The sequence below is a fragment of the Streptomyces sp. NPDC051243 genome (assembly GCF_044455405.1).
In the GTDB taxonomy this organism is placed as follows: domain Bacteria; phylum Actinomycetota; class Actinomycetes; order Streptomycetales; family Streptomycetaceae; genus Streptomyces.
In genome coordinates, this window is the sequence record NZ_JBITES010000014.1 from 98,301 (window position 1) to 119,182 (window position 20,882).

Consider the following 20,882-nt stretch of genomic DNA (forward strand, 5'->3'; position numbering starts at 1 on the left):
TCCACGCACGGACGGATGGAGAACATGGTGAACACTGCAGTCAGCGGGAAGCGCGGGAACTTCGCCGCTCCCGACGACCTGGACGCCGGGCCCGAGGTACCCGTCTTCCATGCCCCTTACGACTGGCCCGCCATCGAGGACTGCGTCCGCACCACGGGAGCGGCCATCGTGCGGGGGCTGGTCGACCGCTCCCTCGTCGACGCCTTCAACCGCGAACTCGACGCATGGCTGGAGAAGAACCCGCGGGCCACCGGCTCCGACACCGGCTCCAGCGTGTACAACCTGTTCCTCGGCCGCAAGACGCTGCGGGTGCACGGCATCGCGGGGAAGGTGCGGGCCTCCCACGACCTGATCAACCACCCCGAGATCGTCGCCTCCATGCGCCGGCTGCTGAGCCCCTGGTCCAACGAGATCCTGCTGAGCGTCGCCGAGCTCATCCAGATCGGTCCCAGGGAGTCGGCCCAGATGATCCATCGCGACACCGGCTCGTGGTGGCCGCATCTGCCCCGCGAGGAGCACCCGTGGAACGCCAGCGCCATGGTCGCGCTGACCCCGTTCACCGCCGAGACCGGGGCCACCCGAGTGGTGCCGGGCAGTTGCCACTGGCCGCTGGAGCAGAGCCCGCGCCCCGACCAGATCGGCCGCGCCGTGATGGAACCCGGCGACGCCATGCTCTTCCGCGGTGACGTGCTGCACGGCGGCGGCGCCAACAAGACCACCGACCGCTCCCGCCGCGGCATCGCCCTCAGCTACTGCGCGGGCTGGCTGCGCCCCGTCGACAACAGCATGCTCGCCGTCCCGCCGAGCATGGCCAAGGACCTCCCCGACGACCTGCTCGGCCTCCTCGGCTACGCCGCGCACGACGCGACCCGCCAGGGCGGCGGTCTGGTCGGCATGTACGACAACGGCGACCCGCTGAGCGCCCTGCGCCGCGGCGAACTCGACTGACCCACCGACCGCGACAACCCCCGGTCGGGCTCGGCCCCCCTTCCGAACGCCGCTCGACGGCAGGTGACCCCATGTCAGGAGGAAACGTGTCCGAACCACCGGCCGCAGCGCCGATGCCGCACGGGCCCGGGACCGCGGTGATGGGCCCGGCGCTCAGCGGCGGCGGGGCTCAGCACCGGCACCCCGGCGGCGACGGCTTCGCCGAGGACGCCGCAGAGGCGGTGTGGCGCAACCGTGCGGAACTGCTCGCCACCCTGGAGACCATCGCCACGAGGAAGGCCGCCGAGGAGGAGGTCGGCTACGCGCTGTCCGCGCTGCGCGGCGCAACCGGCGAACTCGCCGCCCACCGGCCGCGTACCATCCGCGAACTCGGCGTCTTCCTCCCGTCCAACAACATCCTCTACTCGTACGTCCTCTTCGGGCTGATCCCCGCGCTGTACTCCGAGCGGATCGTGATGCGCCCGTCCCAGCGGGCCGCCGAACAGGCCCGGGAGATCCACCGGATCATGACCGGAGATCCGCTGCTGCGCGGGCGGGTCCCGGTCGAGTGCGTGTCGCTGACTCAACGTCAGTTCCTCGCGCGCTGCGCCGAGTCGGAGGCCGTGGTCTTCAACGGCCGCCCGGAGAACGCCCTCGACGTCGGGGCCCGGGTGGGCCGCTCCACCCTGTTCCTCGCCTTCGGCTCCGGCCCCAACCCGCTCGTCGTCGGCCCCCGGGGCGATGTGAAACAGGCGGCCGAGGACGTCGTCGGCACCCGTATGTTCAACTCCGGCCAGGACTGCCTGTGCCCGGACGTCGTACTCGCCCACGACGACGTGGCCGACGACCTGGTGACCGCCCTGCGCGAGGGCGTCGAGACGATACCCGTCGGCCCCCTCGCCGACCCGCACACGGTGGTGGCCCCGCTCAGCTACCCGGACGCGGTGGAGCAGGCGGCCGGGTTCCTCGACGCCCACCGTGAGTACGTGCTGACCGGCGGCCGGGTCGACACCGGCACCGGCCTGGTCGAACCCACCGTGCTGGACCTGCCCTGGGACCCCGCGTTCTCCCCGCCCGAGTTCTTCGCGCCGATCGTCTGCGTGATGCGGTACTCCTCCGGCGACGACGTCGTGCGCTGGCTGGAGAGCCCCGCCGAGACCCGGCGCGGCATGTACGTGTCGGTGTACGGCGAGCCCGCGCTGCGCGGCGACCGGGTCGGCACCAGCGTCGTGCTGCGCGGCCGGACCGCCCTCGACGCCGAGGACGGCAACCAGCCCCTCGGCGGCTACGGCTGGGAGGCCAGCCATGTGAGCCTCGGCGGCCGGGTCACCCCCAGGCCGCTGCTGCTCTCCGCCGAACTGGGGCGCGGCCGGCCGGGGTCGACGGGTGGCCCGCGGGATTCCGGGCGGGCGGGGGACCAGCCGTGACCGACAGGACCGACGCAACCGACGCGACCGACAGTACCGACAGCCTCGAAAGCCCCCACGGCCCCCACATCACCGACCCGCCCGACGCTCCCGGCCGCCCCGCCCCGCAAGGATGCTGGGAGGCGGTGGCCCGTACGCTCGCCGACGCCGGCGTACGCACGATCCTGGGCCTGCCGTCCGACGAACCCGGCCTCCTCGACGCCGCCACCGCACTGCCCGAACTCCAGGTGCGCGTCATCGGCGACCAGCGCATCGCCGCGTGCGCCGCCGCCGGTTACGCCGTGGCCGCACGGGAACCCGTCGTCCTCGCCCTGAACTCGGGGCCCGCCTTCGCCAACGCCGTGGCGGGGCTGCTGGAGGCGGCCTCGCTGGCCGTGCCCGTCGTCGTGATCACCACCCGGGTCCCGGCGGACCACATCGGGCAGGGCGCGTTCCAGTACCTCGACCAGCGCGGCATGGTGGAGTCCCTGGCGGGCTGGACCCACCTGGTGGAACGGCCGGAGCAGCTGCGGTGGGCGGTGCGCAGGGCCGTGCGGCTCGCCCGGGACGGCGGCCCCTGCCTGACCGTGCTGGAGATCGCCGACGAGGTGACCCGCGAGCAGGTGCCCGCCGCCCCCGCCCGGCCCCGGGTACGCCCCGTCCGGTCACTGCCGCCGGCCGCCGAACTCGACGCCGCCGCAGCCGCGTTGCGTACCGCACGCCGTCCCCTGATCGTGGCCGGAGGCGGCACCCGCTGGTCCGACGTGCGCGGCCTCGCCGCCCTCGCCGAGACGCTGGCCTGCCCGGTGTTCACCACGGCCGCCGGCCGCGGCGCCCTCGACGAGCACCACGAACGGGCCTTCGGCCTGCTCGGCCTCTACACCACCCCACCCGCCGGCGACCTCCTCGACTCCGCCGACACCCTGCTCGTCCTCGGCAGCCGGCTGGAGGAGACGGCACGGATGGGCTGGCGCTCCTGGCAGACCGCGCACGTCATCCAGGCCGACCACCGCGTGGCCGCCTTCGACGAGGGCTGCCCCGTCGCACAGCCCCTGCTCGGCGACGCGGGCCTGATCGTCGACGAACTGGCCGCCCGGCTCGCCGTCGACCCGCCCCGCCCCGACCCTGCCTGGAGCGCGCGCCAGCGCTCCGTCGCCGCCGCCCAACGCACCCACGCCGAAGCGGACTTCGCGACGTCCCCGGTCCGTGCCGTGCTGCGCGCCGCACAGCGGGAGCTGGGCACCCGGATCACCCTGGTCCAGGAGAACGGCCTGCACGACATCTGGAGCTACCACTACCCGGTCCTGCGCCTCGGCCCCGACACCACCGTCGTCTGCCCGGGCGAGCAGACCATGATGGGCTTCGGACTCGGCGCCGCCGCGGGTGCCGCCCTGGCCCGGCCCGACCGGCCGACCCTGCTCGTCACCGGCGACAGCGCCTTCCGGATGAGCGTGGGGGCACTGGACACCCTGCGGCGCCACGAACTGGGCGTGATCACCGTCGTCCTGGACAACCAGGGCTTCGGCTGGCCCCGGCGGCTGCGCTCCGCGGACCCGGACGGCAGCCACGTACCCACCACCTGGCAGGCCGCCGCGCCGCCGGACCGCATCGCCGAGGCCTTCGGCGGCTGGGGAACCACGGCGCACGACGCGGCGACGCTGTACGACGCCCTGCGGCAGGCGGCCGAGCGGGAGCCGAAGGGACAGTTCTCCGTCATCCGTGTGCCCGTCCCCGACACCGATGTACCCCTCGGAATCCAGGCGGCCGGCTACTGACCGCGGCACCGCCCGCCTCCCCCCGATCCCCGCTCACCTCGCCCCGGTCCCCGCTCACCTTTCACCGAACCCCGTCCCAAGCATGAGGAGAGACGACATGGCCCCGAGCCCCGGCCCGCTGCCCCGCTGGCGCGGTTTCAACCTGCACCAGATGTTCTCCACCAGCGCCCGCTGGGCCGAGATGATGCCCATGGACGACTTCCGGATCAGCGAGAACGACTTCCGCTGGATCCGCGACTGGGGATTCGACTACGTACGCGTCCCGTTCTCGTACCTGTTCTTCATCGCGGACATGGACCGCCGTACCTACCCCGAGGAGCGGCTCGCGATCCTGGACCGCGTCGTGGAGCTGGGGAAGACCTACGACGTCCACGTCCAGCTGAACCTGTGGCGGGCCCCCGGCCACACCAACTTCGGCTACCCGTACAACGAACCGGAGCCCGGATCCCTGTGGGTCGACGACCCCTTCGGCTCCCGCGACCTGTTCGTGCACCTCTGGGAGATCCTGGCCGAACGCTACCGGGGCATCTCCTCGCACCGGCTGAGCTTCGACATCGTCAACGAGCCGCCCGCCGCGCTCCTCGTGCCCGGCCTGGAGGACCGCGACGTCCTCGACGTGTACGACGCGGCGATCCGCGCGATCCACGCCAAGGACCCGGACCGGCTGGTCCTCGTCGAGGGCCTGGACTGGGCCTACACCCCGGTCTCCGCCGACTGGTGCGCCGAGCGCGGAGTGGCGCAGAGCCTGCACTCCTTCGCGCCGCTCGCCCTGTCCCACTACCGCTGCGAACACGCCCCCGAGGCCCTGCGCGCCACCGACCCGGTGCCCACCTGGCCCATGCAACTGCCGCCCCTCACCGACGACATGCCCGTCCCCGAGGAAGCGCGGGAGCAGGCCAGGACCATGATGCGGGACCGCGGCATCAAGGGCGGCACCTACGGCCGTGACGAGCTCGCGGCCTCGCTGCAGCCGTGGTTCGACGTCGCCGCCTCCGGCGTCGGGGTGCACGCCGGGGAGACCGGGGCGCACAACACCGTGCCGCACCACGTGGTGCTGCCCTGGCTCGACGACATGCTCGGACTGCTGGCCGACCACGGCATCGGCTGGGCCCTGTGGAACCTGCGCGGCCCGTTCGGCGTGCTCGACTCCCGCCGCGGCGACGTCACCTACGAGGACTGGCAGGGCCACCAGCTGGACCGGGAGATGCTCCGCCTGCTCCAGAAGCACTGAGAGCCCGACCCGAACCCCCCAAGGGAATGAATGGAGTTCCTCTCTTGCAGACCGACCCCCAGCCGTCCCGCCCCGCCTTCGTGGACGTGCGCACCGATGGACTGGTGGCCGCCGTCCGGGGGCACGCCGCCGCGGGGGACGACCTTGCCGTCTCCTTCGTGGACTACACGGAGGACCACGACGGGTTCGTCCGGACGGTGACCTACGGCGAACTGGACCGCAAGGCCCGCGCGGTGGCCGCCGCCCTGCAGAAGAACGCCCCGCCGGGCGCCCGCGTGGCCGTGGTGTGCCCGCACGAGATCAGCTACGTCCTCGGCTTCCTCGGATGCCTGTACGCAGGGCTGGTCGCCGTGCCGCTGCCCGCTCCCGAGGCCAGTCGCGCCCGGGACCGCATCGGCTCGGTCCTGCTGGACGCCGACCCCGTGCTGGTGCTCACCACAGCCGGGACCGCCGAGCGGGTGACCGCCTCGCTCGGTCCCTCGGGCGGGCCCCGGGTGCTGATCATCGACGAGCTCGCCGAGGAGGACGCCGACGACTGGCGGGAGCCGGTGATCGACACCGACACCCTGGCGTACCTGCAGTACACCTCCGGCTCCACCGGCACCCCGAGCGGGGTCCGCGTCACCCACGGCAACCTGGCCGCCAACTGCCGTCAGATCGCACAGGCCTCGACCTATCTGGCGCCCGGCCGGGTCATCGCCACGTGGGTGCCGTTCTTCCACGACATGGGCCTGATCCTGGGACTCGCCCTGCCTCTCATCCAGGGCGTGCACTCCGTCCACCTCAGCCCCGCCGACTTCATCCAGTCGCCGTACCGCTGGCTCAAGCTCATCAGCGACTTCCGAGCCGTGTGGACGGGCGGCCCCAACTTCGCGTACGACCTGTGCGTCGACCGGATCACCGAGGCGCAGAAGGAGACCCTCGACCTCAGCTGCCTGGAGGGCCTCGTCAACGGCAGCGAGGTGGTGCGCCCGCACAGCATGGACCGGTTCAACCGGGCCTTCGCCCGGTGCGGCCTGCCGCAGGGCCTGGACAGCCCGGCCTACGGGCTCGCCGAGGCCACGCTGGCCGTCACCGCCCCGCCGGCCACCATGGAACCCGACCTCGTGTACTCCTTCCACCGCGAGGCGCTCGCCGACGGCAAGGTCGAGCCGTGCCCCGACGACGACCCGGCCGCCCGGCAGATGGTGGCCTGCGGGACGCCCCTGGAGGGCGTCCACATCAGAATCGTCGACCCCGAGAGCCGGCAGGAGACCGAGCCGGACCGGGTCGGCGAGATCTGGGTGCAGGGACCCAACGTCGCCGACGGCTACTGGCGCCGGCCCCAGCGCACCGAAGAGGTCTTCAACGCCCGCTGCACGGGCCGCGACGGACAGCCCGTGATGGGGGAGTGGCTGCGCACCGGCGACATGGGCTTCGTCCACCTGGACCGGCTGTTCATCGCCGGACGCCTGAAGGACCTGATCATCATCGACGGCAGGAACCACGACCCCGCCGACGTCGAGGCCACCGTGCAGAGCGCACTGGACGGCCACGGGCTCGGCACGGGCGGCGTGGCGGTCTTCGCCGTCGACGGCGACGGCCGGGAACGGGTCGCGGTGGTGGCCGAGGTGAAACGCCGCGGCGCCGACCTCGACCGGGTCCGGTCCGACGTACGCCGCGCGGTCGCCGACGGACACGGCGTCCCCGTGAGCGACGTCCTCCTGATCGCCTGGGGCGGGATCCCCCGCACCAGCAGCCGCAAGGTGAAGCGCGGCCTGTGCCGCGAGCACTATCTGCGCGGCGAACTCAAAACACTCTGAAAACACACAACACGTACAACCGCACAACCCCTACAAACCGCACAGCCCATAGAAATCAGACAGGGAGACCGCTGTGACCAAGGAAGAAGTGTTCCAGAACCTCGCCCTCGTCATCTCGGAGCTGACCGAGACCGACGCGGCCGACATAGCGCCGGAGAAGAGCTTCCAGGAGGACCTCGACATCGACTCCCTGGAACTCGTCGAGCTCGGCGTGACGGTGGAGGAGAAGTTCTCCGTGAAGATCCCCGACGACGTGCTGGGCACGCTGAAGACGGTCGGCGCCATGTCCGACTTCATCGCGCAGCAGCTGTAGCGGTCGCGATGGGTACGCCGACCGGACCCCCGGCACCCCGGGACAACACCGTGGACCACCTGTTCGGCCACGTGGTCGCCGACCCCTATCGCTGGCTGGAGGACGCCTCCTCGGAGCGGACCGCGCGCTGGCTCCGCTTCCAGGAGGAGCGGTTCCACACCGCCGTACGCGACCGTGGCGAACGGGCGGACTGGCACCGGCTGTTGGACTCCCTCGCCGGAACGGGCGCGGTCAACCCGCCCGTCCGGCGGGGGGACCGGTGCTTCTTCGAGGACCTGCGGCCCGGCCGGGAGCATCCGGTGCTGTACGTCGCCGGGCCGGGCGCAGAAGTGCGGGCCCTGGTGGACCCGGAGCGGCTGGACCCGTCCGGCCGGACGGTCCTCGGCTCCTGGTCGGTGTCCCCGGACGGCGGGCTGCTGGCCTGCCAGCTGTCCTCGGACGGGCTGGAGGAACCCGCGCTGCACGTCCTGGACACGCAGACGGGCACCCTCGTCGAGGGGCCCGTGGACCGTACTCGCGGCCCGGCGCCCGTATGGGTGCCGGGCCGCTCCGGCCACGACGGCTACTACTACGTCCGCCGGCTCCCGCCCACCGAAGTGCCCGCCGGCATGCCCTCCGGCCAGGGCGGCTTGCATCGCCGTGTCCACTGGCACGCGGTCGGCACCGACCCGGACACCGACCCCGTGGTGTTCGGCGACGACGCGAACCCGTCCGCCGCGTACGGCCTGTCGGTCAGCGGCGACGGACGCTGGCTGACCGTCAGCGTCCGTCGGGGCAGCCGGCCGGGCAACCGCCTCTGGCTCGCCGACCTCACCGCCGGCCCACCGCACGCCCCCGAGTTCCGGCCGGTGGCCGGCGGGGCCGGGGCCGACTCGGCTCTGGAGGTGGGCGCCGACGGGGTGGCACGCGTCCTCACCGGCTCCGGTGCCGACGGGCGGCGGCTGTGCGCCTTCGATCCGGCCGATCCCGGCGCCGAGTGGACCGAGGTGATCGGCGAGCGGCCCGGGGCGGTGCTGCAGGCGGCGGTGGCCCTGGACGGCGCCGGCGGACGGCCGCTGCTGCTCGCCCTGTGGTCCAGGGACGCCTGTGCCGAACTCACCCTGCACGAGCGGGAGTCGGGCCGGCTCACCGGTACGGTGCCGTTGCCGGGACTCGGCACGGTGTTCCGGATGACCGCACGGCCGGGCGCGGGCGGCGAGGTGTGGTTCTCGTACACCGACTACGCCACCCCGCAGCGGGTCCTGCGCTTCGACGCCCGCGACGGGGCAGTGACCCCGTGGCAGGTCCCCGGCCGCGACGAGCAGACATACGACGAGGGACGCCTGCCCGGCGTGCGGACCGCGCACGTCGAGTACTCCTCCACCGACTCGGCCGCCGTGACCATGGCCCTCGTGGTCCCCGACGACGTGACCGACGACGAGCTCGTGGGGGACACCGCCCCGAGGCGCCCCCGGCCCGTGCTGATGCGCGGCTACGGCGGCTTCGGCGTCCAGGCCCGGCCGTACTGCGCGCCGGAGGTGCTCGCCTGGGTCCGCTCCGGCGGCGTCTTCGCCGAGCCGCAGATCCGCGGGGGCGGCGAACGGGGCGAGCAATGGCACCGCGCGGGCTGCCGGGACGCCAAGCAGCAGTCGATCGACGACTTCCACGCGGCGGCGACCTGGCTGATCGACCGGGGCTGGACGACACCCCGGCAGCTCGCCCTCACCGGCACCTCCAACGGCGGCCTGCTGGTCGGCGCGGCGGCGGTGCAGCGTCCCGAGCTGTACGCGGCGGTCAACTGCGCCGCCGCACTGCTCGACATGGTCCGCTACGAACGCTTCGGCCTCGGCCGGGCCTGGGCGCACGAGTACGGCAGCGCGAGCGTGCCGGAGGAACTGGACTGGCTGCTGGCCTACTCGCCGTACCACAACGTCCGAGAGGGCGTGCGCTACCCGGCCCTGCTGTTCTCCGCCTTCGACAACGACACCCGGGTCGATCCGCTGCACAGCCGCAAGATGTGCGCGGTCGTCCAGCATGCGGCCACCAACCCCGCCGACGTGGTGCTGCGCCGCGAGAACCTCGGGCACGGCGCGCGCTCGCAGAGCAGCGCCATCGGGTACGCCGCCGATGTACTGGCCTTCCTCGGGAGCGTCACCGGACTCAAGCCGGTGCGGCCGTAGGCCGCGCTCCCCGGTGCGTGAACGACGTCCGGACACCTCCGTGCTGGGAGGTGTCCGGACATCGTCGTCGACTGCCCGTCCTGCTACGTCAGTTGAACGCCTCGGGAACCCACAGCCGGGCCGCCGCGTCCCGGGCGACGAGGAAGCCGGCGATGGCCAGGATCCAGCCCGTGGCACCGGTCGCCTTCTTGGAGATCCAGTTGTTCATGCGCTCCAGCATCGGTTCGACGAGCGAGCGCAGCAGCATCCGCCCGAGCAGCAGCACGGCGGCGGGCACGACCATGATCAGGCAGTAGCCGGCCAGCAGCGTGACGACCTCGACCTGGTTCAGGCCGGAGGTGGTGAGCATGCTGATGGCGCCGAGGTACGGCAGCATGGTCGCGACCTCGGCCAGCCCGGCCAGCAGCGCGAGCCCGACCATCCAGCCGACGGAGGAGTTGGCCCCGACCCGCTGCTGCCACTTGCCGGTGCTGCTCTTGCCCTTCTTCGCCTGGCGCTTGGGGTCGAAGCGGAAACTCAGCAGGAACAGGCCGACACCGACACCCAGTTGGATCCAGAGCGCGGTCCTGCCGTCCAGGGCCTTGCCCGCGGAGAAGAGAGTGTCCGCGCCGTAGACGATGGCGAGTCCGACACCGAAGTAGAAGACGGTGATGGTGGTCAGATAGACCATCACCTTGCCGACGTTGAATCGTCCCGGCGACAGCAGCAGCCATACGGGGATGAACAGGGTGCCCATGCTGGTGCTGTCGAGCAGGGCCAGACCGGCCAGGGACAGCAGTAATGCGGTGCTCAAAGAGCTTCTCCTAAGTGAGGGTGGTCGAACAGCCGGTCCAGGTAGTGGCTCAGCGCATGCCGGACGCGGTCGGCGCTCATCAGCTCCGGCTCGACGGCGCGCTGGAGGGTCAGCCCGTCCGTGAAGGCGAGCAGGGCGACGGCCTCGTCCTGGTCGTCCAGGCCGGCGGACAGCAGGTCGAGTCTGCGGGCGAGCCGGAGGGAATCGCGGCATCGGTCGCGGATCTCCCGGGAGCCGGCGACATGGACCTCCCGCAGGGCGGGGTGGAAGGCGGCCCGGGCGAGGAAGGCCAGCCAGATCCTCGCCTCGGCCGGGGAGCTCTCGTCGGCCCCGGTGAGCACGCTCAGGGAGATCAGCAGGCGTTGCCGGATGTCCTTCGGGTCGCACGCGGCGAGCGCGGCCGCGACCCGTGCGTTCATCACCTCGCCGAGATACCGCGCGGCGAAGATCAGTAGTTCGTCCTTGGTCCGGAAGTACGTCTGCACCAGGCCGGTGGTGGCGCCGAGTTCACGCGCGATGCGCGGGATGCTCGCGGCCTCCAGGCCCTCGGACTCGACGACGCGCAACAGCGCCTGAGCCACCTGCCGACGTCGTTCCACGGGGTCTGCGTAACGTGGCACGACGTTAGATTAAGGCCTTAATCCAACGCTGGTCAACGGCGTGCGGCCGGGCCTGGGAGCCCTCCGGGCGCGCTGGCCGAAAGCCGCCCGGCCGGGCGTGCGCGCGGGCTCCCGCACCCGGCCTTCCAGCGCGAACGACCGGAAGGCGTACGCCAGGAGCGACAGGGTGGTGTGCCGGTACCAGCCGGTGACCGTGCGCACCTGGTACTCGTCCAGGCCGACCTCGTTCCTGAGCACGTCGAGACAGTGCCGCGCCCTCGTCTGCGCCCGCACCGCGCGGATGAACTCGGCGACGGTGGTGGCGGGCGGCCCGGAGCAGAGGTAGCCCTCGGGACGCCCGGCCGCGGCCGAGTGATGGACCAGCAGCCACTGGGCGCGCCCGCCGGGGGCCGTCCCCGGCAGCCTGACGGTCTGCCAGGGCAGCGTGTTCAGCCCGCTGCTCGAGCCGGGCGCCCGGCCGGGCCCGGTGGCGCCGAGTACGCCGGTCATGCCACGGGGCAGCAGCGACGCGGCCTCCTCCGGCGCCAGCCTGAGGGCATGGGGCAGGCCCCGCCCGTCCAGCCAGAGCCTCAACTCCTCGTCCCACAAGTCCCGTTCGGGCACGCTGATCCAGGGGCGAGGCAGACCACCGTCCAGAGCCCGGGCGATCATCCGCTGGGTCAGCCGCGCCTTCGAGGCGTACGACGCCTGCTGCCGAAGCCCCGACGCGATGACCTGCGGCCGGTCCCGCAGCCACTCCTGGGGCAGATACAGTTCCCGGTCGAGCACCCCGCTGCCCCGAGCCGACACATGGGTCAGGAACAGGCCGATCTGGCAGTTCTCCATTCGTCTGTGCCGGCTGGAGTACTGCCAGGTGACACCGGCCGAGTGTCTGCCCTTCTTGACGAAGGCCTCCTGCGCCGCGACGAGGACGCCGTCGCCGTGGCCCGGCTGGTCCCCGCCCTCGACGCGGGTGTGCCGCAGGACGTAGGCGAGCAGGTCGTCACGCACTTCGTCGGCGTCCCACTTCGCGGTGCGCAGCAGTCGCTGCATCCCGTCGGGGCCCACCTCGCGCGCGTGCGAGGCGAGGGCGAAGGCGTTCTTGCGCAGGGAGTGCGACAACAGCCCCTCCATGTAGGCCACCACGCGCCTGCGCGGCTCCGCCCGGGCGAACCGGTGCGAAATCAGAGTCGCCAAATCCTCCATACTGCACCACCTCCGCGGAGTTCATGGATTTGCCACGACTCACCGAATGCGTTCCGCTGGGTTTCTTGCGGTGTTTTCGGTGGGCCGACGCAATCCATCTCATCAGCGGCGGCGGGTAACGGCGATACACATTCCGGGGGAGTTCGGGTAATCCAAAGGATTACCCGGACCGGGAAATCAGCGCCCGGCACCCACGGGTACGAGGACGCGGTCCATGCCGTCCCGGACGGCGAGCGCGGCCTCGACCCGGCTGCGCAGGCCCAGCTTTGCCAGCAGCCGGCTGACATGGGTCTTCACGGTGTTCTCGGAGACCATCAGCCGCTGCGCGATCTCGGCGTTCGACCGGCCCTCGCCGAGGAAGGCCAGCACCTGCCGCTCGCGGGGCGTGAGCACCTCGGCCAGTCGGCTGTCGGTGAGCGGCGCCTCGTCGGCCTGCCGTCCCAGCGCCCGGGTGAGGGGACGGATGATGGTCGGGTCCATGAACCCGTGCCCCTCGGCGATCATCAGGAGCGCCCGGCCGAGGTCCCCGGTCTGCGAGTCCATGGGGAGGAAGCCGACCGCGCCGGCCTCCCACGCCTCCAGCACGCGGGCGTCGGGGTGCGGTGGGGTCAGCACCAGGACGTCGGTGCCGGCGCGGACGACGGCGCCGATGGTCTCGGGCCGGGTGAAGGCGTGGCTCGAACCGTCGACGATCGCGACGTCGGCCTCGGTCAGCCGGCTCATCCGGATCGTCTGAGCCGGGGTGGACGCCTGCGCCACCACGCGCATGTCGCCGAGTGTCCCGAGCAGCTGGATGATTCCGGCTCGCGCGAGTCCCTCGGCGTGTGCCACGAGTATCCGTATGGTCATTTTCCGTCGTCCATTTCCGGCCGGTCGGCCCGTGCGCCTCGGTCGTATGGGGGAGCGGTCCCCAGAGCATCCCTGTGAGCGCTCTCAAGCGCATCACGAGACTAACCACGCGTCGTTTGCCGGCGCTTTCGGTCGCCGGCGCGCGACGAAAACCTCGTCGAAACGCGAACGGAAACCGGGTCAGGGCACGTCCAGCGCCTGGGTCAGGCGCCCGATACTGGCCGGCAGGTCCTCACTCAGCCCGTCCAGCAGATCCCGCAGATGGAGGGCGCGCTCCTCCCACACGGGGGCGTTGAGGCGCCGGAAGACCGCGAGCGCCCGGTGCAGGCACACCCGCGCCGCCCCGTGCTCGCCCCGCAGTACCTTCACACAGGCCAGGTCCACCTCGACCCGGGCCTGCAGGAAGCGGTCGCCGACGTCCTCGGCGGCCTCGTGGGCGTCCCGCAGCGACTCCTCGGCCTCGTCCACCAGGTTCTGCCGCCACTGCGCCTCGCCCAGAGCGCGCAGTCCGTACGCCTCGCCCATGCGGTCGCGTTGGACACGTGTCAGTGCGATCGCCCTGCGGCTGGTTTCCTCCGCGTCGCGCAACTCACCGGCGCGCAGCAGCGCCTCGGCCAGCCGGTAGATGTTCTGCGTCTTGGTGCGCAGCGCCGACGGGCTCTCGCTCATCGCGATGGCCTCGCGCGTCAACCCGATGCCGAGCTGGACGTTCCCCCGCTCCAGCTCGATCTGGGCCAGCAGCCCCAGGGTGTGCGAACGGCCGCTGACATCCTCGGTCCGCTCGAACAGCCGCAGGGCAGCACGGCAGTGGCGTGCGCCGCTGTCCAGGTCACCGGCGAAGCGCGCGCACACGGCGAAGTTGCGCAGGACGAGGGCCTGGCCCTGCACCTCGCCCGCCTCCACCAGGGCCTCCATGGCCAGTCCGAGCAGTGACTCGGCCTGCTGGTACTGGCGTTGGTAGATCGCCAGCGCGCCCAGCGAGCGCAGCATCGTGCCCACGCCCAGGACGTCTCCCGCCTCCCGCGCGGCCCGTAACGCGTGCTCGGAGGTGGTACGCCAGTCCTCGGGGTAGCCGAGTGTTTCGAACAGCGGGACCAGACGCGCCGCCAGGGCCCAGGCGTACAGGGCCCGGCTTGAGTCCGCGCAGACCTTCACCAGTTCGACGATGCGCTGCCGCTCCGACTCGAACCAGTTCATGGGGCACGCCATGATCGAGGCGACCTGGTGGGGGAGGAGCTTGAGCCCCGGCACCTGCGGCAGCGCGGGGATGTGTCCCTTGCCGCTGAGCTGCTCGTGCGCCAGGTCGGCCAGGGTGAGGATCGTGCCCAGCAGCCGGTCGAGCGCGGCCTCGATCTCGCTCTGCGGTTCCTCCTCCTGGGCCCGCTCCCACGCGAACAGCCGCAGCAGGTCCAGGAAGCGGTAGCGCGGCGCGCCGGAGGCGTCCTGCACGGCGACCTCCAGCAACTGGGCGTCCACCAGCTGGTCCAGCAGATCCTCGGCCTGGTCGATGTCGATGTCCAGGAGAGCCGCCCCGACCCAGGCGGGGAAGGGCGGCGGACACAGCATGCTGAGGTGGCGGTACATCCGCGCGGCGTCCGGCGAGAGTTCCCGGTAGCTGAGCCAGAACTCGGCCCGTAAGCCGCCGTGATCCGGACTGAGCAGGTCCAGCCGTCTGCGCCGGTCCTCCAGCCGGGCGACCGCCTGGGAGAGCGACCGGTGCGGTTTGTTGATGAGCTGGGCCCCTAGGATCCGCAGCGCCAGCGGCAGCCCGTCGCACAGCTCGGCGAGCCGGGCCGCCATCTCCGGGGCGGCGGTGACCCGTTCGCGCCCGATCATCGCCTCCAGCATCCGGCACGATTCGTCGGTGTTCAGGGGCCGCAGGGGGACCCGTAGCACCGGATAGTCCCCGGCGAGGTGCCCCAGTGGGTCCCGGCTGGTGATCACCACACAGCAGTCGCCGCGGCCCGGGAAGAGCGGCAGGATCTGGTCGATCGAGCGCACGTTGTCCAGCACGATGAGCATGCGCCTGCCGTCCAGCAGGCTCCGGAACAGCGCGGCACGTTCCTGCAGTTCGGCCGGGATCTCCGGACCCTGGACACCGAGGGCGCGCAGACAGCTGTCGAGGGCGCTCATCGGGGAGAAGGGCTGGTCGTGCTTGTCGTAGCCGCGCAGGTCCACGAACAGCTGGCCGTCGGGGAAGTGTTCGACGACCCGGTTGGCCCAGTGGACCGCGAGAGCGCTCTTGCCGACCCCGCTGGCCCCGGAGAGGGCGGCGATGGCCAGCGGTGTCGCGTCCGTGCGGGAGTGCAGCAGCTCGTCCAGCGCGGCGATCTCCTTCTCCCGCCCGGTGAAACTGGCGGAGGGCAGCGGCAGTTGGGCCGGCGGGCCCGCCTTCGCCGTCAAGCGTCCGGTCATCGCGTGCTCATGCGGACCCGTCGTGTCGGAGTCCTGCAGGATGCGACGGTGGAGCTGCTGCAGCTCCGGACCGGGCTCGATGCCGAGCTCCTCCACCAGCACCTTGCGCCCGACGCGGTAGGTCTCCAGGGCGTCGGCCCGTCGGCCCCCCAGATGCTGGGCCGACATGAGGTGCAGCCGTGCCTGCTCCCGCAGCGGATACTGCTCGACGAGGGTGGCGAGCCGGTCCGCCGCCGCCCGGTAGCGCCCCAACTGCAACTGGAGCGCGGCGTACTCCTCGTTGAGGTCGAGCCACAGTTCGGTCAACCGGGCGGCGGCATGGTCGAGATGGCCGCCGGCGAGGCCCTCCAGGGGAGAGCCGTACCACATCGCCAGTACCTGTTCGAACAGCTCCGCGGCCTCCTCCGGCGCGCCCTCGGTCGAGGCCGTGCGGGCCCGGGCGAGCAGGGAGTGCATCTCGTGGATGTCGATGCGATGGTCACCCTGGATCAGGGAGTAGCCGTTGTGCGCGGTCCGGATGAGTTCCTCGTCCGCCGTGGCGTAGCGGAAGATCCGGCGCAGTGCCGTGATGCAGATGGCTATCTGGTTGCGGGCCGTCGTGGGCGGTGCGCCCTGCCACACGGCCTCGGTCAGGCTCTCGACGGAGACGACCTGCCCGGGCGCCAGGAGCAGCATCGCCAGCACCTTGCGCTGTCTTGCTCCGCCGAGGTTGAGGGGTTCCCCGCCCACCTCGGCCCTGAGTGGACCCAGCGCCCTGAAGGATAACCGACTCAACGAGACACCCTTTCGGCCCATTGATCCCCGTGAACGTAAACCTACGTGAAGGGTATGTCACGGTACGTGATGACCCAAACAGCGAGTTCCCCCTGGAGATCGCTGTTTGGGATATGCACGTTGTGTCCGTTTCTGGTCTGAAGTGGGCTGTTGTTTCGGTGTTATTTCGGGGTGTTTACTCTCCTATCAGCGTCCAGGGGAACTCGCTCTTGTGCCTCGTCCAGGGCAGTTCATCCTGAGGGACGGGTGTGTTGAGCGGTGCGTTGGCGGTGAATTCGGCCATTGTGGCCGACGGATCGTTGCCCTCCGGTCCGGCAACCGTGGAGGTCACAGCCGCAGCCGACCCCACCCATAGAGTCATCAGGAATACCGTCCCGACGATAGTCGCGAAGAAAGCGTGCGCCTTGGGCATGTAATGTCCTCTCGATTAGTGGATTACGGAGCAATCCGGGCAGTGGCAAGGTTACCCGCACGGGCTTTCGGTGCTGTTTCGATGGAATTTTCGGAAACGAGCCGTGGTCGGCGGCCGTCCGATTGACGCCCGCAACATTTCACTTCGTCTTTGACGAGACTTTGCCGCCCTTGGAAGAAAATCAATAGGACTGGGCGAAGGGAGGCGGCAGAAGTCCGCCTCACCAACCCGGGCGGGCCCGCCGGCCGAACAACAGGCCGCGCGGCTCCGGTGGCGGCGGGGTGCCGGGCCGCAGTGGCCAGGCGATCGCCATGCCGGCCAGGAAACCCACGATGTGCGCCGCGTACGCCACCGTGCCCGCGGCCGTGACACCCTCGCCGGACGAGTACACCGCCTGGAGCCCGAACCAGAAGCCGAGGACCAGCCAGGCCGGCAACCGCAGCGGCAGGAAGATCAGGAACGGGACCAGGACCCAGACCCTGGCCTTCGGGTACAGCACGAGATAGGCGCCCAGGACACCCGCGATCGCCCCGGACGCGCCGATCAGCGGGTCGGCGGAGTCGTCGTTGAGAAGGGCGAAGCCGTAGGACGCCGCATAGCCGCAGACCACGTAGAAGAGGAAGTACCGCACGTGGCCCATGCGGTCCTCGATGTTGTTGCCGAAGATCAGCAGGAAGAGCATGTTGCCGAGCAGGTGCAGCCAGCCGCCGTGCAGGAACATCGCGGTGAACACCGACAGCACGGGGGACTTGGCGTAGTCCGGCGGGCCGATCACACAGCCGGGGCCCTGTGGGCCGACGGCGACGTCGCCCGTGGGGACCGCCCCGGGCAACTGGTCGTGGATCAGCTCCCGGGGCACCGCCGCGTAGTGGTCCAGGAACGCCTGCAGATGGCACAGCTGGGCCAGGCTGGTCTCACCGGCCACGGAGCCGGCTATCCCGGGCGTGGACAGGAAGACGAGGACGTTCGCGGCGATCAGCGCGTAGGTCACCCAGGGGGTGCGGCGGACCGGGTTCACGTCATGGACGGGGATGACCACGAGGGATTTCTGCCCGGGATACGTCCGGCGAATCGGTGAACGCGGCCGCCGTCGCGTGCGTATGTCTCGGCAACCGCCCGCGGCACGGGGAAGGCGGGTCGCGGGGACTACGTGAGGAACAGGCGATGAACGACCGAGTTACTCCTCCGATCCACGCGTTGCCCGACGGTGAGGCCGAACTCGCCGTGGTGCTGCGACTGCCCTGGGAAGACGTGGCCCGACTGGGTCAGGAGGCCGGGCGGCTCGCTTCGCAGATGCAGCGGCCGGTGACGCTGGACGAGGCCGTCAGCCATCGGTTGCGCTCCGCGCGCAGCGCCGCGCACGCGAAGCCGGCGGGGGAGCAGCCGACTGCCGCCGCGATGCCGAGTGTGACTGCGTCCGTGTCGTCGCTGCCGTCCCGGCCGCCGGCTGAGCAGGCTCGGCAGGCGATCGAGAGGATCAACGGCAGCGCGTAAGCGCCGTAGGGGTGTGGGCGGTTCGGCGGCTGCTGGTGCGTTGTGGCTTGTCGCGCCCGCGCGGCGGAGCCGCCCATCGATACGCCCGCAGGCCCTCAAGGCGTTGCCCGCGCCGCCCGCTATGAGCCGCCGGCACCGACTGCTTTCACTGCCTTGCGGGCCGCCACCAGCACCGGGTCCCACACCGGCGAGAACGGGGGCGCATATCCCAGGTCCAGGGACACCATCTGTTCCACGGTCATCCCGGCCGTCAGCGCCACCGCCGCGATGTCGACCCGCTTGCCCGCGCCCTCCCGGCCCACGATCTGCACGCCCAGCAGCCGTCCCGTGCGGCGTTCCGCGAGCATCTTGACCGTCATCAGGGCCGCGCCGGGGTAGTAGCCGGCGCGGCTGGTGGACTCGATCGTCGCCGTCACGAACCGCAGGCCCGCCCTGCGCGCGTCCTTCTCGCGCAGGCCCGTGCGGGCGATCTCCAGGTCGCAGACCTTGCTGACGGCCGTGCCGACCACACCGGGGAACGTGGCGTAGCCGCCGGCCGCGTTGGTGCCGATGATCTGGCCGTGTTTGTTGGCGTGGGTGCCGAGGGCGATGTGGCGTTCCCGGCCGGAGACCAGGTCGAGGACCTCCACGCAGTCGCCGCCCGCCCAGATGTTCTCGTGGCCGCGCACCCGCATGGCCAGGTCGGTCAGCAGGCCGTCGTGGTCGCCGAGGGGGAGGCCCGCGGCCCGCGCGAGGCCGGTCTCCGGGCGGACACCGATGCCGAGGACGACCACGTCCGCCGGGTACTCGGCGTCCTCCGTCGCCACCGCCCGCACCCGGCCGTCCCCGCCCGTGAGGATCTTGGTGACCTCGGCGTCGTTGACCATCGTGATGCCCAGACCCGTCATGGCCTCGTGCACCAGGCGGCCCATGTCCGGGTCGAGCGTCGACATGGGCTCGCTGCCCCGGTTGACGACCGTCACCTCGTAGCCGCGGTTGATGAGCGCCTCGGCCATCTCCACCCCGATGTAGCCGGCGCCGACGACCACCGCGCGCCGTCCACGCGTGCGTGCCAGCGTGTCGATGAGGGCCTGGCCGTCGTCCAGGGTCTGCACACCGTGCACGCCGGGGGCGTCGACGCCCGGCATGTCGGGGCGGATCGGGCGGGCACCGGTGGCGATCACGAGTTTGTCGTACGACGTCCAGGACTCCGCGCCCGAATCGACGTCACGCGCGCGTACCCGCCCGCCCGCCACGTCGATCTCCGTGACTTCCGTCCGCATGCGCAGATCGATGTCCCGAGCGCGGTGCTCCTCGGCCGTACGGGCGATCAACCGGTCGCGGTCGGGGACGTCGCCGCCCACCCAGTACGGGATGCCGCAGGCCGAGAAGGAGGTGAAGTGGCCGCGTTCGAACGCCACGATCTCCAGCTCCCCGGCGCTCCTCAGCCGCCGCGCCTGCGACGCCGCGGACATCCCTGCGGCGTCGCCCCCGATCACGACCAGCCGCTCCCGCGTACCCGGCACACCCCTCGCAACACCCCGCGCAGCGCTCATGCTCATGCGAACACGCTACGGGCGCCGGGCATTTCAGGCCTGCGGGCCCTCCGGGTCGTCGCCCGCGCGCGTGGGGCTCGGTGCCGGGCGGGCCATCGGCAGCGGGCCCGGCGTGCCAGTCGCGGGCGCCGTGGCCGGGCGGCGCGGCAGCCGGGGCCGCAGCACCTTCAGCCACAGCAGCACGATCAGCGCCGCCACCGCCGCGAAGGGGAGCACGGCGCCGAACGCCACCGCGATCCAGCGCAGCATCGTCACGAACGCGTTCCAGCCGCCCGCGAGCGCGTCCAGGAAGCCGGGGTCGTCGTCCTTCTCGGCGGCCTTCTTCACCGGTGTCTCCGACAGGGTCAGGGTGATGGTGGCCAGGCTGGTGCGGTCCTTCAGGGAGGCCTGCTGGGCGAGCAGCGACTCCAGGTCGGCCTGGCGGCTGCTCAACTCGCCCTCCAGCGTGACCACGTCGCTGAGCTTGGTCGCCTGATCCATCAGCTCACGGATCCGGGCCACGCTGGCGCGCTGCGACTTGATACGGCTCTCCACGTCGACGACCTGGTCGGTGACGTCCTGCGCCTTGGCGCTGCGCTCGATCAGCCTGCCCGTGCCCTCCAGGTCCGCGAGGACCTCGGCGTACCTGTCGACGGGCACCCGCAGGACGACGCGGGTGCGCTCGCGGCCCTTCTCGTCGCGTGTGGTGGTCTCGTTGCCGACGTAGCCGCCCGCGTTCTCGGTGGTGGTGCGGGCCTCGTCCAGGGCCTTCGGCACGTCCTTGACCTGAACGGTCAGTGAGGCCGTACGGATGATGTGGCTCGCGGTGACCTTGGGCGGCGCGGTGGCCTTGTCGGAACCGGAGCCGGAGCCGGAGCCGGAGCCGGAGCCGTAGCCCGGGGCGCCTTCCTTCGCGTCCGCCTGGGACTCCGCAAGGGCGGCCTCGTCGTTGGCGACGCTTCCGCCGCCGCTCGACTCGTCCGCCGCGCCGCTGCAGCCGGTGAGCGCGAGGGCAGTCGCCAGCAGCAGGCCCGCCAAGGCCTGAACAGGTCGTACGGATCGCGTGGACCGTGCGGATCGTGTGCGCATGTGGGCGTACCCCCCGAGGGTCGTCGTGGCGACTGATGCTCCTTCGACGCCCGGGGCCGGCCGAACGTTGGCGGGAAACGGTCCCGATGCGGTCACGGTCGGGACTCGGCCCGGGCACACCGGT

General features: G+C 71.6%; 16 protein-coding genes. 8 read left to right on the forward strand and 8 right to left on the reverse strand.

The features are described 5' to 3' along the window. Positions 1-24 precede the first annotated feature (24 nt). The 7 genes from ACIBAG_RS32435 to ACIBAG_RS32465 all read left to right on the forward strand — a co-directional run bounded on the left by ACIBAG_RS32435 (position 25) and on the right by ACIBAG_RS32465 (position 9,613). Positions 25-948, forward strand: coding sequence for a phytanoyl-CoA dioxygenase family protein (locus ACIBAG_RS32435; protein WP_399109981.1), 924 nt, complete (start codon positions 25-27; stop codon positions 946-948). A gap of 86 nt (positions 949-1,034) precedes the next feature. Beyond that, entirely contained in the window at positions 1,035-2,354 is a 1,320-nt protein-coding gene (locus ACIBAG_RS32440) for an aldehyde dehydrogenase family protein (protein WP_399109983.1), read from the forward strand. After that, positions 2,351-4,108 (forward strand): thiamine pyrophosphate-binding protein, encoded by a 1,758-nt coding sequence (locus ACIBAG_RS32445; protein WP_399109985.1) that lies wholly within the window; start codon positions 2,351-2,353, stop codon positions 4,106-4,108. Before ACIBAG_RS32440 ends, ACIBAG_RS32445 begins: the two co-directional genes overlap by 4 nt. Before the next feature lie 97 nt (positions 4,109-4,205). After that, positions 4,206-5,339 (forward strand): glycoside hydrolase family 5 protein, encoded by a 1,134-nt coding sequence (locus tag ACIBAG_RS32450; protein ID WP_399109987.1) that lies wholly within the window; start codon positions 4,206-4,208, stop codon positions 5,337-5,339. A 44-nt stretch (positions 5,340-5,383) separates the two neighbouring features. Then, positions 5,384-7,141: a fatty acyl-AMP ligase gene (locus ACIBAG_RS32455; protein ID WP_399109989.1), complete on the forward strand. Its 1,758-nt coding sequence runs from the start codon at positions 5,384-5,386 to the stop codon at positions 7,139-7,141. Between the two features lie 73 nt (positions 7,142-7,214). Beyond that, positions 7,215-7,454, forward strand: a complete 240-nt coding sequence (locus ACIBAG_RS32460) for a phosphopantetheine-binding protein (RefSeq protein ID WP_399109990.1) — start codon at positions 7,215-7,217, stop codon at positions 7,452-7,454. An 8-nt stretch (positions 7,455-7,462) separates the two neighbouring features. Continuing rightward, a complete protein-coding gene (locus ACIBAG_RS32465; protein WP_399109991.1) occupies positions 7,463-9,613 on the forward strand; it encodes a prolyl oligopeptidase family protein in 2,151 nt (716 codons plus the stop codon). 88 nt (positions 9,614-9,701) lie between these two features. Here the strand turns inward: ACIBAG_RS32465 and ACIBAG_RS32470 are convergent, their stop codons facing one another. The 6 genes from ACIBAG_RS32470 to ACIBAG_RS32495 form a co-directional block, all read right to left on the reverse strand. Next, the gene (locus tag ACIBAG_RS32470) at positions 9,702-10,406 is read right to left on the reverse strand and encodes a GAP family protein (RefSeq protein ID WP_399109992.1); all 705 of its coding nucleotides are present in this window, start codon (positions 10,404-10,406) and stop codon (positions 9,702-9,704) included. Further along, positions 10,403-11,005, reverse strand: coding sequence for a TetR/AcrR family transcriptional regulator (locus ACIBAG_RS32475; protein ID WP_399109994.1), 603 nt, complete (start codon positions 11,003-11,005; stop codon positions 10,403-10,405). Before ACIBAG_RS32475 ends, ACIBAG_RS32470 begins: the two co-directional genes overlap by 4 nt. Before the next feature lie 30 nt (positions 11,006-11,035). Next, positions 11,036-12,202, reverse strand: coding sequence for an IS701 family transposase (locus ACIBAG_RS32480; protein WP_399109995.1), 1,167 nt, complete (start codon positions 12,200-12,202; stop codon positions 11,036-11,038). Positions 12,203-12,388: 186 nt separating this feature from the next. Continuing rightward, positions 12,389-13,060, reverse strand: a complete 672-nt coding sequence (locus ACIBAG_RS32485; protein ID WP_399109996.1) for a LuxR C-terminal-related transcriptional regulator — start codon at positions 13,058-13,060, stop codon at positions 12,389-12,391. Between the two features lie 180 nt (positions 13,061-13,240). Further along, positions 13,241-16,249 (reverse strand): AfsR/SARP family transcriptional regulator, encoded by a 3,009-nt coding sequence (locus ACIBAG_RS32490; protein ID WP_399109998.1) that lies wholly within the window; start codon positions 16,247-16,249, stop codon positions 13,241-13,243. A 632-nt stretch (positions 16,250-16,881) separates the two neighbouring features. Next, a complete protein-coding gene (locus ACIBAG_RS32495; RefSeq protein ID WP_399110000.1) occupies positions 16,882-17,700 on the reverse strand; it encodes a rhomboid family intramembrane serine protease in 819 nt (272 codons plus the stop codon). Between the two features lie 125 nt (positions 17,701-17,825). Here ACIBAG_RS32495 and ACIBAG_RS32500 point away from each other — a divergent pair, with 125 nt between their 5' ends. After that, positions 17,826-18,155, forward strand: coding sequence for a hypothetical protein (locus ACIBAG_RS32500; RefSeq protein ID WP_399110002.1), 330 nt, complete (start codon positions 17,826-17,828; stop codon positions 18,153-18,155). Positions 18,156-18,274: 119 nt separating this feature from the next. On the opposite strand, the gene ACIBAG_RS32505 is transcribed toward ACIBAG_RS32500, so the two are convergent. After that, a complete protein-coding gene (locus ACIBAG_RS32505) occupies positions 18,275-19,696 on the reverse strand; it encodes an FAD-dependent oxidoreductase (RefSeq protein WP_399110003.1) in 1,422 nt (473 codons plus the stop codon). 27 nt (positions 19,697-19,723) lie between these two features. Further along, complete coding sequence (locus ACIBAG_RS32510) at positions 19,724-20,758, reverse strand: DUF4349 domain-containing protein (RefSeq protein ID WP_399110005.1); 1,035 nt, start codon at positions 20,756-20,758, stop codon at positions 19,724-19,726. Positions 20,759-20,882 lie beyond the last annotated feature (124 nt).